Source organism: Bacillus haikouensis (genome assembly GCF_013179555.1).
Lineage (GTDB): Bacteria > Bacillota > Bacilli > Bacillales > Bacillaceae_B > Rossellomorea > Rossellomorea haikouensis_A.
Genome location: NZ_JABMCR010000113.1, coordinates 1 through 12,982 on the forward strand (window position 1 = coordinate 1; position 12,982 = coordinate 12,982).

Consider the following 12,982-nt stretch of genomic DNA (forward strand, 5'->3'; position numbering starts at 1 on the left):
GTACAGCCAATGAAATAGTGAACCGAAGATCTTACCTAATACAATGGCCATGATTAATACGACAATCTGCCCTTCAATTCCGATCCGCTTTGCAAGGATTGGAAAGACATTCAGCACTTCAGTCAACGCCGCTGCCAAAAGCCCGATGAAGACCCCGCTGGCTAATCCAATCGGTATGAGGACAAGCGGGTTCATATGCATCGTGTAATTATTCAGACTGATGAACCCTCCCATCAGTGCACCCGTGATAACCGCAATTTCATAATAATGAATCATTTTCATTGTCTTGGTCAATTGTGTCAGTCTTGGAATGATTCCCAGAACAGTTAAAAAAGCTACAAATCCGGACCCGACCGCCAATCCTCCTGCAAAACCTATAAATAATGTTAGGATCACATTAATTGTCATCTAACCGCTTCATACTTTCTTTATTTTCATGCATAATGACATATTGATCCAAGTCCTGCTGGTAATTGAACATCTCTACTTCAAGCGGGCTTGGCTCTTCATTCAGCCTTTTACGGAAGATATGATTAAAGAAGAGGATCATCCCCAGTCCAAGACCAAATGAGTACGGGATTTGAAAGAGTAATGGATGCGGATCTTTTTCACCGGTTATAAAATGATAAAGCGTCTGATGGACCTGCCTCATGCTGACATCTTCATGAAAGTTCATGATTGCCATTGCCGCACCTACAAACAAAAGCATCCACACCCCTATGAATAGCGGCAGTGATACTTTCTTTTTCTCAAGGATGACTTCGATGATGCTTTGCGCGGGACCGATTGTTTGAATATCCAAATGAGGATGGGTGTCGGTCATTCGATTGATTACAGTCATGACATCAATCACAACAATATTCTTATCAGAGGGTGTCACCTGGTGAATGCTTATGCTTTTCAAACCGTCGAGCACAGTTTCCGGGGCAATGATTTGCGCCAGTTGACCGAGAGTCACAATACTTTCTGATTTCACTTGCACACGATGCCTCAGCCGAATGTACACAGTTCCTTCCATTCTGTTCACTTCCTGAAAACATAATTTTCCCCTCTTGTACCAATAGTATGGATTAACGGTAATAATTTATGTAAGAGCCCGAAATCGTCTATAGACTGAATTTATTTGTTTTACTGTGTATTAACAAAAAAAACCTTAGCACTCTCTCCCAACAAGTTTTGTTGAGGGAAAAAAGTGTAAGGTTATGATTTCATTCTGTATACATATGATCCTTCATGGTCTGCAATATCTTTTTCTCGAGCCTTGATACCTGTACTTGTGATATACCGAGGCGGTCGGCAACCTCCGATTGGGTCTGGTCTTTGTAGTACCTTAAGTATACGATCAGACGTTCTCTGTCATCGAGTTCCCTGATGGCTTCCTTCAAAGCAATCTTATCGAACCATTTGTGATCTGATTGATCGGCTATCTGATCCAATAACGTAATCGGGTCGCCGTCATTTTCATAAACCGTTTCATGAATGGATGACGGTGCACGACTGGCTTCCTGAGCCATAATCACTTCTTCAACGGAATATTCCAGGTGCTCAGCCAGCTCACTGACAGTCGGAACCCTTCCGAACTTCTTCGAAAGCTCATCTTTCGCCTTCCGGATCTTATTACCCATTTCTTTTAGGGAACGGCTTACTTTTACGGTGCCATCGTCCCTGATGAATCGCTGGATTTCTCCAATGATCATCGGTACAGCATAGGTCGAAAATTTCACATCATAACTTAAATCAAACTTATCCACTGATTTCAGCAGCCCGATACAGCCTATTTGAAACAGATCATCCGGTTCATATCCCCTGTTAAGGAAGCGCTGAACAACGGACCAAACGAGCCTCATATTTTTTTGCACAATGGTATCCCTGGCTGACTGATCACCCGCCTGGCTTTGTTTAATGAGCTCTTTCACTTCATGATCCTTCAAAAAAGGCTGGGATTTTTCATTTTTCACTTCGACATCCATAGGCACGACTCCTTAATTGCATAGCGCTTTACTATTGGTCAGGTGCTTCTTCAGTCTTACAGTGGTGCCTGTACCCGGGTGTGATGACACTTCTATCTCGTCCATGAAATTTTCCATAATTGTAAAGCCCATTCCCGACCGTTCCAGTTCTGGCTTTGAAGTATATAAAGGCTGTCTTGCTTCTTCCACATCACCGATGCCTATCCCTTCATCCCGGATCGTCATGTCGATGAATCCATCTTCTTCCATGATAACGGAAATATACACAATCCCATTTGGATTATTTTCATATCCGTGGATGATGGCATTCGTGACTGCTTCGGAAACGACTGTCTTGATTTCAGTTAATTCATCCATAGTCGGATCAAGCTGCGCTATAAATGACGCGACGGTCACTCGTGCAAATGACTCATTCTGGCTCAGTGAACTGAATTGAATATTCATTTCATTTCTCATGTTCAGGCGACCCCCAATCTTTGTAATGCATTTTCTTCAGATGGTTCAAGACGGATGATCTTAAACAATCCTGACATTTCAAATAATCGGTTGACTGCCGGGGAAATCGCGCATACCACCATTTCGCCGTGCTTTTGTTTAATTTGCTTGTATCGGCCAAGTATGACGCCCAGCCCTGAACTGTCCATGAAGCCCAATTCCTCTAAGTTCAGAATGATATGCTTGATATTTTCACTCTCGATAAGCTTTGAAGACTCTTCCCTTAACTCTTCAGCCGTATGATGGTCCAACTCTCCACTTAAACGTATACACAATACATCTTTTTTCACTTCCAGGTTAATAGCAAGACTCACTATCAGAAAGCCTCCTTCTCTGTCGTATAGTGAGTCATTTCGCTATTATTGTGCCGAACTCCTTCTCCCTGACAAAACTAGAAGAAATTCGCCATATTTTTTACTTATTTCTAAAAGATTGTTGATTCCTGAAATAAACAGAGGCTTCTTCATTACATCCACTACATATTTTCAAACTTTGTTTTTTAGAATCATCTATCTTCCGAAAGGAATTTATTAGACACTATCAGTTCCCAACTTTTGAAAACATTCCAAATGAACGCTTATACAACTGCCACCAGCTTGCTTCGTTGACGTTCTGTTTCGCTACCAGGTCGCTTTCAAGAACTTTCTTCCCATTGTTATTGATCACAAGGGTACCGACTTTGTCGCCTTTTTTAATTGGGGCTTTCAAGTCTTTTGACAGTGTTACCTTTTGCTCAACTTTATCCAGCTTTTCACCTTTTTTGGTAAGCAGTGAAATGGGTTCGTCCGTTACCGCTTGAACTTTATTTTCCTGACCTTTGGAAACTTTTACTTGAGAGAGAGGATCACCTTTCTTGAACATAGGTTTGGTTTGATATTGATTGAAGGCATAATCGAGCATTTTGGTCACTTCACTGTTCCTTTCCTTAGGAGTGGAAGCACCGAAAACGACTGCAATGACTCTCATGTTTCCTTTTTTGGCCGTCGCCGTTAAACAATATTTCGCTTCATTTGTAAATCCTGTTTTCAACCCATCTACACCATCATAAAACCGGACCAGCTTATTCGTGTTGACCAGCCAGAATTTATTCTCAGTGTCTTCTCTCAGGTAAGACTCATATGTGCCGGTAAATTTGGTGATTTCATTATACTTCAGCAATTCTTTTGCCATCATGCTCATATCGTGTGCAGAACTGAAATGGTCACTTGCCGGCAGGCCGGTTGGATTCTTGAATTGAGTGTCTTTTAATCCTAGTTCCTTCGCTTTTTTATTCATTTTCTCCACAAATGCCTCTTCACTGCCTGAGATATGTTCAGCCATCGCCACAGAGGCATCATTTGCAGAACCTATTGCGATTCCTGTCAGCATTTCCTTGACAGTCATCGATTCACCAGGCTCAAGGAAGATTTGTGAACCTCCCATCGAAGCTGCATATTCGCTTGTCCGGACATCATCCCCCCATTTGATCTGACCTTTCTCAAGTGCTTCCATAATCAGAAGCATGGTCATGATTTTCGTCATTGATGCAGGGGCTAACTTTTCATGGCTGTTCTTATCATAGAGAACTGCTCCTGTATCCCGTTCGATCAATATCGCTGACTTCGCTGCCTGAGCTAATTCAGACTTATTTTCCTGGGCAAACCCCAGCGAAGGAAATAGAGAAGCTATTAGAAAGAATGCTGACATTATACATATAAAACGTTTCATTTAACTGTCCTCCAATCAAAATCTATCATTTTTATCAATACTTATAGAACCATTTTTTCCACCGCAACCATTTTTATACAATTAATTATAAAAATTCTCTTATCTTTCTCATATAACTCCACTTCATTAGGACATAAAAAAGCCTTTGTGAAGGAAGTTTCCTTACACAAAGGCTATTAGAGATTAATTTGTGATTTCTGTGTGGATCAGTGTCGGAGCATCCACTTTCTGAGAAGAGAGCTTGATGCTTTCATATAATTTGTTTATCACATTTTCAATATCTTCCTGATTACTGTGAATAGTCACAAGGGATTCACCAGCTTTGACTTCATCCCCGATTTTCTTGCGCAGTTCAAGTCCGACAGCCAGGTCGATTACAGAATCTTTCGCTGCTCTTCCAGCACCCAGCCACATAGCGGCTGTCCCTACTGAATCCGCAATGATTTCTGAAACAAAGCCATCTTCCCTTGCTTCCAGTTCAACCTTGTATTGTGCTTGAGGAAGCTTGGTTGGGTTGTCAATTACTGATGCATCTCCACCCTGAGACTCAAGGAATACTTTGAAGTTATCGAGGGCTGATCCATCTTCGATTGCTTTTTTCAGTAATTCTCTTGCTTCTGTTAATGAAGAAGCTTTTTCAGCCAGATAAACCATGTGGCTTCCCAGTGTTAAGCATAATTCAGTCAGGTCTTCCGGACCTTCACCTTTCAGCGTATCGATTGCTTCTTTCACTTCTAAAGCGTTCCCTATCGCAAATCCAAGCGGCTGGCTCATATCCGAGATGACTGCCATCGTTTTTCTTCCAACATTATTACCGATGTTCACCATCGCTTTTGCCAGGTTTTTAGAATCCTCCAGCGTCTTCATGAAGGCGCCCGCGCCCGTCTTGACATCAAGGACAATTGCATCAGCTCCTGCAGCGATCTTTTTACTCATGATTGAGCTTGCGATTAGCGGGATGCTGTTGACAGTTGCTGTCACGTCACGTAATGAGTATAGCTTTTTATCTGCAGGCGTCAGATTTCCACTTTGGCCGATGACGGCTAATTTGTTCTTATTGACTAACTGGATGAATTCGTCATTTTCAATCTCAACATGAAATCCTTCCACCGCTTCAAGTTTGTCAATGGTTCCTCCCGTATGACCAAGTCCTCTTCCGCTCATTTTAGCGACAGGCACACCGACAGATGCCACTAATGGACCAAGTACAAGGGTGGTCGTATCTCCAACCCCGCCTGTAGAATGCTTATCAACCTTGATGCCTTCAATGGCAGACAGGTCAATCTGATCTCCCGATTCGACCATCGCCATCGTCAAGTCAGCACGTTCCCTTTCGCTCATGTCCTTGAAGAAAATTGCCATCGTCAAGGCACTTACCTGATAATCCGGAATTGATCCTTCTGTATATCCATCTATGATAAATTTGATTTCTTCTGTTGTCAGTTCTTTTCCTTCCCGCTTCTTTTCAATAAGATCTACCATTCTCATTTACGATCACCAACTTCTAAAGATTTTAGCCGTTCCGTATTCAAAAGATCTAGGATTTTATCCCTTAAAGAGATTTAACAATTTCCTTCACATAAGACAGGAAGTTAGCGCGAACCATTTCGGTTGTTTCGATGACTTCATCATGTGACAGCGGCTGATCCAATATGCCGGCAGCCATATTTGAAATGCAGGAAATCCCAAGTACTTTAATACCTGCATGACGGGCTACAATCACTTCAGGTACAGTGGACATTCCTACAGCGTCGCCTCCCAATGTACGGGCGAGCTTCACTTCTGCAGGTGTTTCATATACCGGGCCGGTATTTCCGACATAAACGCCTTCCTGAATCTCAAGAGAAAGCTCATTCGCGATCTCTTTAGCCTTTTGACGAAGTTCTTTATCATAAGCTTGGGACATATCAGGGAATCTTGGTCCAAGACGGGAATCATTCGCTCCGATTAAAGGATTCCCTCCCATATTGTTAATATGATCAGAAATCAACATCAGATCCCCCGCTTCGTACTCTTCGTTCACCCCGCCTGCGGCATTTGTTACAATGAGGATTTCCACTCCAAGTTCTTTCATCACGCGGACCGGGAACGTCACTTTATCGAATCCGTATCCTTCGTAGTAATGAAAACGCCCCTGCATGGCAACGACTTCTTGTCCTGATAATTGTCCGAACACCAGCTGTCCTGCATGACCGGCCACTGTAGAAACAGGGAAATCAGGAATCTCTTTATAAGGAATCTTCACGGCATTTTGGATTTCATCGGCAAGGACTCCAAGTCCTGATCCAAGTATAAGGCCGATCTTTGGCTGACCGGTGTATTGGTTTTTTAAGTGATTAGCAGCATTTTGTATTTTTTCAAAGTTCATATTAAATTACTCCCTTTTAGTAGGATAAACAGAAAGAGGAGATGAAGCATATGCATCTTCCATCCAACCACTGTTCTGTTTTTCAATCATTTTCTTTATTTCATTTCTGATAAAAAGCTTTTTCCGAACTTCGGCATGGTTACATTGAAGTTGTCTGCTACCGTAGCCCCGATATCCGCGAATGTTTCTCTGACAGGAAGTTCTTTCCCTTCGGTGAAGCGCTTAGAATAAGCCAGAAGGGGTACATATTCCCTTGTATGGTCGGTTCCTGGAGCCGTAGGGTCGTTCCCATGGTCGGCAGTGATGAGGAGGAGATCGTCCTCTGTCATCTTTTCCAATACCTCCGGAAGACGGGCGTCGAATTCTTCCAGCGCTTTCCCATATCCTTCTGGATCACGTCTATGACCATAGAGGGCATCAAAGTCTACTAAATTAAGGAAACTCAAACCAGTGAAAGATTCATCGAATGCTTTGATCAATCCGTCCATCCCGTCCATATTGTGTTTCGTACGGATTGATTGCGTTACGCCTTCCCCATTGTAGATATCAGAAATTTTCCCGATTGCGATTACATCGAATCCGGAGTCCTTCATCTCATTCATCACAGTTCGGTCAAATGGCTTAAGTGCATAATCGTGACGGTTGGCGGTACGTTTAAAGCTTCCCGGTCTGCCAACGAATGGTCGAGCTATAACTCGTCCCACGAGGAATTCTTCATGCATTGTAATTTCTCGCGCGATTTCACATATTTTATATTGTTCTTCAATCGGAATGACGTCTTCATGTGCCGCGATTTGCAGTACTGGATCTGCAGAAGTGTAAACAATCAGTGCACCTGTTTCCATATGTTCTTTTCCAAGCTCTTCAATAATTGCAGTACCGCTTGCCGGTTTGTTACCAATTATTGTTCTGCCTGTTTCCGCCTCAAGCTTCTGAATTAATTTCTCTGGAAAGCCGTCGGGATATGTTTTGAAAGGTGTATCGATGTTAAGACCCATTATTTCCCAGTGCCCAGTCATTGTATCTTTCCCGACAGAGGCTTCCTGCATCTTCGTGTAAAAAGCCAGCGGGGAGTCGGCTTTCTCCACCCCTTTCACTTGCTTGATGTTCGAAAGCCCCAACTTCGCCATATTAGGCATGTTCAATCCATTCATTCGTTCAGCAATATGCCCAAGAGTGTCCGTCCCTTTATCGTTAAACTGTTCAGCATCCGGTGCTTCGCCGATGCCCACTGAATCCATTACGATCAGGTGAACTCTTTTATATGTATAATTGCTCATTAGACATCCTCCTATTATAACTGCTTTATTTGTCCTGTTTCCGCTTACTCTCTATGAAAACCATTTAGACCCGTTCTTTTAAAAAAGCGGTTACATTTTGTATCCACAAACGTATCTTACCCTCAACTCTGACGTATCAATCGAATGAGAAGAACGTCAGAAGTCTGACATCTATATTCTACTTTTCCCTTTCAAAAAAAACAAGAGAGAACCTCTTAAAGTTGGTCAATTCTTTAAGAAGTCTCTCTTAATATTATGCTCTGGGGTGAAATTTTGAATAAACATCCTTTAAGCGGGTTTTCGTCACATGCGTATAGATTTGGGTCGTAGATATATCTGCATGGCCGAGCATTTCCTGGACGGCCCTCAAATCTGCTCCATTTTCCAATAAATGAGTGGCGAAAGAATGCCTCAACGTATGAGGGGTCAAATCTTTTTCGATATTCGCTTTTTTGGCCAGGGCCTTCAAGTTTTTCCAAAACCCCTGCCTGGTCAATCCCTTGCCATGATGATTTAAAAACAGATGTTCATCTTTGTGCTTTTTTGACCTTAATTTCAGCCTGGCATCCTCCAGGTATGTCTCCAGCACCGTCATGGCAGTCTTTCCAATCGGAATGATCCTTTCTTTATTTCCTTTGCCGATACATCGGACAAAGCCCATTGTCAAATGGACATCCTCTAGCTTAAGTGAAATGAGTTCACTAACGCGGATACCGGTTGCATAAAGAATTTCGAGCATCGCTTTGTCCCTCATTCCGAGAGGCGTCGAATCTTCGGGTGCATCAAGCAATGCCTCCACTTCTTCTATGCTCAATATTTTCGGTAGAGTCCGTTCTGTTTTAGGTGTTTCAATATGTACAGTCGGGTCTTGATCTGTACCCTTTTCCCTTAGAAGAAACTGGTGGAAGGACCGAATCGATGCTACATGTCTGGCAAGGGTTTTAGAGGATTTCCCCTGTTCCTTCAAATGGCCCAAAAATTGTACGATATTCACTCTGGTAACTTCATTGAGTGAGGATATTTCTTCGACATTCGTCAAGTATAAGGCATAGTTATTCAAATCCCGCTGATAGGATTCAATTGTATTTTTTGCGAGTCCTTTTTCAACAATCAAAAAATGCATATAGTCTTTAATCTGGTCTTCCAAATTGCATTACTCCCCGTTCATATAAAAAAATAATAATCGGTCATACCAATGACTGTCTTCATCCGCGACAGAAGAAGATACTTTGACCGCAGCTCCCTCTGGTTCATCGTATTTGTGATATCCTTCGTACTCTTCACTAATCCATATGATTCCATAGTAAAATAGTATCGTCGATCCGGTAAATAATATAAATACTTTAATGGTCTGCCAAACCATACCTATTCCTTTTCTCATCCGTTTTTCCTCCATTTGATATTATATTTCCACAGTCCATCATGTTCTATAATACAAGCTATGACGATTTTGGACTGTTTTATACCAATGGGGACCAATATTTTATCAAGTATTACATTCTTTCAGTGCCCTTTGCAGGAATCGGTGCCGGATTGATTAAAAAAAGCCCTTAAAGATATGTATACAATCGTTTCAGAACGAAACAATAACCAGCTTCTTCAGGGCTTTTCCATTACTATTCAGATTCTTCCTCTTTATCCTGGCATCTTGAACATATGCCATGAAAGGTTAATCGGTGATCTTTTATTTTGAATTTCCAATCTCTCTCAACAATCTTTTCAACGTCTTCAAGCAGGTCATCCTGGATTTCATCCACCGCTCCGCATTCGATACATACTAAATGATGATGAAAATGGGCGGCTCCTTCTTGACGGAGGTCATATCGGGATACACCATCACCAAAGTTGATCTTATCCACGATTTTCAGTTCAGAAAGCAATTCGAGTGTACGATACACCGTTGCCAGTCCGATTTCCGGAGACTTTTCCTTAACGAGGAGGTATACATCTTCGGCACTCAGGTGATCTTCTTCATGCTCTAACAGCACTCGTACTGTAGCTTCACGCTGAGGAGTCAACTTATAGCTGGCAGAATGAAGCTGTTTTTTGATTCGTTCGATACGACTTTCCATTGTCCTTCCCTCCCTCGTCAATGTCTATATTATTATATCAAAAAGGGAGGAATAAGCAAAATAAAATAATTATAATCAAGAAACTGAAATGGTTATTAGATAATAATCATTATTTAATCCTGGATATGACCGCTTCCATTAAATTAGGTGAAAGGTACGCCTCTATACTGGCAGCAACCGTCACGATTCCCACTGCAATAACGAAGAAAATAACATACCTCGATAGAAATGGGAGTATTTGAAATTGCATGGATGCACTGTGCCTCACAAAAATCTTACGGATTAATGTAAGGGAAAAGCCCGCACTGATCACTCCGATGAAGATGAAAGCAGGAATGATAATGATGTTTTGCGGCAAAACGCTCACGAAAGAAAGCAGAAAACCGCTCCATCCCATTTGATTCACAAGGAAGCCGACAGAAAATCCCACCACGACCCCTTTCATGAATAGCAGCACAAAAATGAGGGGGAGGCCAATGATTGAAATACCCAAAATCCAAATCAGTCCAAGGTATTTTACATTATGGAGAAAGCTCTGTCTGAACAGCTCTTCAGCTGACGTGATTCTTCCCCCTTCAATTTCACTAAAGAATTTACTCAAATAAAAATAGAGGTCTTCTTTTTGGGCAAAGGACAACGAATTAACCACAATCGCCCCAAAGATGATTCCCATTAAAAACAATGTAATGATGAATAAGTATATTGAGGAATGTGCTTGTACATGTTGTACGACTGGATTTGAATTTGATATTTTTTTGCGCATCAAAATGCTCCTCCCAGATATCGATTAGTAGAATATATGCTGGAAGGGACAAGATTATGCTGCTATCCGATCAACCTGATTATAACCGAAACGCCCGCTTTAATCGCGCAGGATAAGTGCTTTTTTCAGTGGTTTAATTATTTAATTGCTGCAGCTGGAGATATTGTACTGCATATGCTGTTTTTGCATCATGGATTTTTTCCTCTTTGATCAGCACTGAAGCCTCTTCCACGGTCACCTCTAATAGTTCTACAAATTCATCCTCATCAAGTTCTCTCGCTTCTTCTAAACGTTTGATATTTTTCGCTGCGTATAGATGCACAAGTTCATCTGCAAATCCCGGTGATGTGTAGAAGGAAATAAGATGTTCAAGTTTCTCACAACCGTAACCCGTTTCTTCTTCCAGCTCCCTGGCAGCCGTGATAATCGGCTCTTCGCCGGGTTCAAGCTTTCCGGCAGGAATTTCAACGATTGATTTTTCGAGGGCTTTGCGATACTGCTCGACCATCACGAGTTTGCCTTCCGGAGTTAAAGCGATGACCGCCACAGCCCCGGGATGTTTAATCAGTTCTCTTTTCGATGTCTTCCCATTCGGAAGGGTCACTTCATCCACTTGCAGGTCGATAATCTTTCCTTGATATATTTTTTCAGTACTGATTGTCTTCTCTTCGAATTTTTTCACTAATCATCTCTCCTTGTTCTGTCACTCGCCTTTTCTTCATACATTCTACCATATTTGATAGAAAGAATGAGGTGATCCCTTTTGCAGGTAATCGTTGAGAAAGATCGGATTATACTCTCCGGAAAAGCCTGGGAAGTAATAGCGAAACTGAAGGAATACAGCAGAAAGTATGAAACTGTCAAAGAATGGACAGCTGCCTCAGGTATGTAATATGAGAGATTCCTGCTCAACTTCTGAAAGCCCCTGCCAATAAGGTAATGCGTATCTTTTGTTTAACCGTCCCCGCTTTCGTTAAAATAGAGATAATGATTGAAATCGAAAGGACGGGTATGATGGAAAAAAGACAAATCGGCAACTCGGATCTATATATTTCAAAAATGGGACTTGGCTGCATGTCCCTCGGTACTGATGAGAAGAAAGCGAAAGAAATCGTTCAAACTGCATTAGAAAATGGAATCAATTATTTTGATACAGCTGATTTGTACGATTTCGGAAAGAATGAGGAAATCGTGGGGAATTCCTTAAAGGATGTCCGTGATGACGTCGTGATTGCCACCAAAGCAGGTAACAGATGGAACGATGTAAAAGAAGGCTGGAGATGGGACCCATCCAAAGATTATTTGAAATCTGCAGTGAAGGACAGCCTCTCAAGACTCAAAGTGGACTATATCGATTTGTATCAGCTTCATGGAGGAACCATTGAAGACAATTTTGAAGAAAGTATTGAAGCATTCGAGGAATTGAAGACCGAGGGGTATATCCGGCAATACGGAATTTCTTCGATCCGACCAAATGTCATTAAAAGATTCTTGAATCATTCCTCCATTCAAAGTGTCATGATGCAGTACAGCCTGCTTGACCGACGACCAGAGGAATGGATGGATCTCCTTGAGGACCACGGTGTGAGCATCATTGCACGCGGACCTCTTGCGAAAGGGCTTCTTTCCGAAAAAATGCTTACAAAGGCTTCAGATAAAATTAAAGAAAATGGATACTTGGATTATCCATATGCAGAGCTTGAAGAAGTCCTGCGCTCGATCCGTGAAAAAACCGCTGATACCCGAACCATGAATGAACTTGCCCTTCAGTATGACCTGGCTCATAGTTCGTTAGCGTCAGTCATACCAGGAGCCAGTTCGATCCGGCAGTTGAAGGAAAACATCGAAGCCGTTAATAGCCCTCCCCTATCTGCGGAAGAAGTAGAGGTATTGACGCAATTAACGAAGCTTTCTCGCTATGAAGAGCACCGGGACTAAAGTCGTTCATGGTTTCCTGCATCGGCCTTGGCCGGTGTTTTTTTGTTTCAATTTTATTCGCCCTTATATCGGGAATTTCAAGAATTCTGCAGTAAACTTCTAATAATATTTAATTTTCTTTCACTACTATTCAAAGCAGTCATTTGTTTTAAACATTCATTAAACTGAAAGGGGCTGGGACAAAAGTGTTTTAGCCCCGAACTAATTTGCCTGTAAGAAGGTAGTTTAGTTCGGGTTTTTCTTAACATAAAGACGAACAATTTCAGTGTATGTTCTTAATACCGCTAATGATTTCCGTGCAAGACTTCGCTTTCCGCGGGTAGCCCGTGAGTCTCCTCGGCAAGCCTGCGGGGTCTCACTTGTCTAGCTGCAGGGCTTAGAGGCACATG

16 protein-coding genes are annotated in these 12,982 nt (G+C 42.0%); 2 read left to right on the forward strand and 14 right to left on the reverse strand.

What is annotated here, in order from left to right; genetic code table 11:
* From HP456_RS12065 to HP456_RS12130, 14 genes are all read right to left on the reverse strand, one after another.
* A partial coding sequence (locus HP456_RS12065) for a stage V sporulation protein AB (RefSeq protein ID WP_172251389.1) occupies positions 1-408 on the reverse strand: 408 nt, incomplete at its 3' end.
* On the reverse strand, positions 398-1,018 hold the full coding sequence (locus HP456_RS12070; protein WP_172251391.1) for a stage V sporulation protein AA: 621 nt from the start codon (positions 1,016-1,018) through the stop codon (positions 398-400). The genes HP456_RS12065 and HP456_RS12070, both read right to left, overlap by 11 nt.
* A gap of 190 nt (positions 1,019-1,208) precedes the next feature.
* Positions 1,209-1,970 carry an RNA polymerase sporulation sigma factor SigF gene (gene sigF, locus HP456_RS12075; RefSeq protein WP_172251393.1) on the reverse strand — a complete coding sequence of 254 codons (762 nt, stop codon included), beginning with the start codon at positions 1,968-1,970 and terminating at the stop codon, positions 1,209-1,211.
* A gap of 12 nt (positions 1,971-1,982) precedes the next feature.
* Entirely contained in the window at positions 1,983-2,426 is a 444-nt protein-coding gene (gene spoIIAB, locus HP456_RS12080) for an anti-sigma F factor (RefSeq protein WP_172251395.1), read from the reverse strand.
* Between the two features lie 2 nt (positions 2,427-2,428).
* Positions 2,429-2,779: an anti-sigma F factor antagonist gene (gene spoIIAA, locus HP456_RS12085; protein ID WP_172251397.1), complete on the reverse strand. Its 351-nt coding sequence runs from the start codon at positions 2,777-2,779 to the stop codon at positions 2,429-2,431.
* A gap of 226 nt (positions 2,780-3,005) precedes the next feature.
* The gene (locus tag HP456_RS12090; RefSeq protein ID WP_172251399.1) at positions 3,006-4,172 is read right to left on the reverse strand and encodes a D-alanyl-D-alanine carboxypeptidase family protein; all 1,167 of its coding nucleotides are present in this window, start codon (positions 4,170-4,172) and stop codon (positions 3,006-3,008) included.
* A 183-nt stretch (positions 4,173-4,355) separates the two neighbouring features.
* Positions 4,356-5,660: a pyrimidine-nucleoside phosphorylase gene (locus tag HP456_RS12095; protein ID WP_172251401.1), complete on the reverse strand. Its 1,305-nt coding sequence runs from the start codon at positions 5,658-5,660 to the stop codon at positions 4,356-4,358.
* A 64-nt stretch (positions 5,661-5,724) separates the two neighbouring features.
* Positions 5,725-6,540, reverse strand: coding sequence for a purine-nucleoside phosphorylase (locus HP456_RS12100; RefSeq protein ID WP_172251403.1), 816 nt, complete (start codon positions 6,538-6,540; stop codon positions 5,725-5,727).
* Positions 6,541-6,635: 95 nt separating this feature from the next.
* Positions 6,636-7,820 carry a phosphopentomutase gene (gene deoB / locus HP456_RS12105; RefSeq protein ID WP_172251405.1) on the reverse strand — a complete coding sequence of 395 codons (1,185 nt, stop codon included), beginning with the start codon at positions 7,818-7,820 and terminating at the stop codon, positions 6,636-6,638.
* A gap of 253 nt (positions 7,821-8,073) precedes the next feature.
* Positions 8,074-8,967, reverse strand: a complete 894-nt coding sequence (gene xerD / locus HP456_RS12110) for a site-specific tyrosine recombinase XerD (RefSeq protein ID WP_172251407.1) — start codon at positions 8,965-8,967, stop codon at positions 8,074-8,076.
* 6 nt (positions 8,968-8,973) lie between these two features.
* Positions 8,974-9,201, reverse strand: a complete 228-nt coding sequence (locus HP456_RS12115) for a YqzK family protein (RefSeq protein ID WP_172251409.1) — start codon at positions 9,199-9,201, stop codon at positions 8,974-8,976.
* 235 nt (positions 9,202-9,436) lie between these two features.
* Positions 9,437-9,892 (reverse strand): ferric iron uptake transcriptional regulator, encoded by a 456-nt coding sequence (gene fur, locus HP456_RS12120; protein WP_172251411.1) that lies wholly within the window; start codon positions 9,890-9,892, stop codon positions 9,437-9,439.
* Between the two features lie 109 nt (positions 9,893-10,001).
* The gene (gene spoIIM, locus HP456_RS12125; RefSeq protein WP_172251413.1) at positions 10,002-10,655 is read right to left on the reverse strand and encodes a stage II sporulation protein M; all 654 of its coding nucleotides are present in this window, start codon (positions 10,653-10,655) and stop codon (positions 10,002-10,004) included.
* A 133-nt stretch (positions 10,656-10,788) separates the two neighbouring features.
* Positions 10,789-11,337 (reverse strand): NUDIX hydrolase, encoded by a 549-nt coding sequence (locus HP456_RS12130; RefSeq protein ID WP_172251415.1) that lies wholly within the window; start codon positions 11,335-11,337, stop codon positions 10,789-10,791.
* Between the two features lie 81 nt (positions 11,338-11,418).
* Here HP456_RS12130 and mciZ point away from each other — a divergent pair, with 81 nt between their 5' ends.
* Together mciZ and HP456_RS12140 are read left to right on the forward strand one after the other, a co-directional pair.
* Positions 11,419-11,547: a Z-ring formation inhibitor MciZ gene (mciZ, locus tag HP456_RS12135; protein ID WP_172251417.1), complete on the forward strand. Its 129-nt coding sequence runs from the start codon at positions 11,419-11,421 to the stop codon at positions 11,545-11,547.
* Positions 11,548-11,669: 122 nt separating this feature from the next.
* Positions 11,670-12,593, forward strand: coding sequence for an aldo/keto reductase (locus tag HP456_RS12140; protein WP_172251419.1), 924 nt, complete (start codon positions 11,670-11,672; stop codon positions 12,591-12,593).
* Positions 12,594-12,982 lie beyond the last annotated feature (389 nt).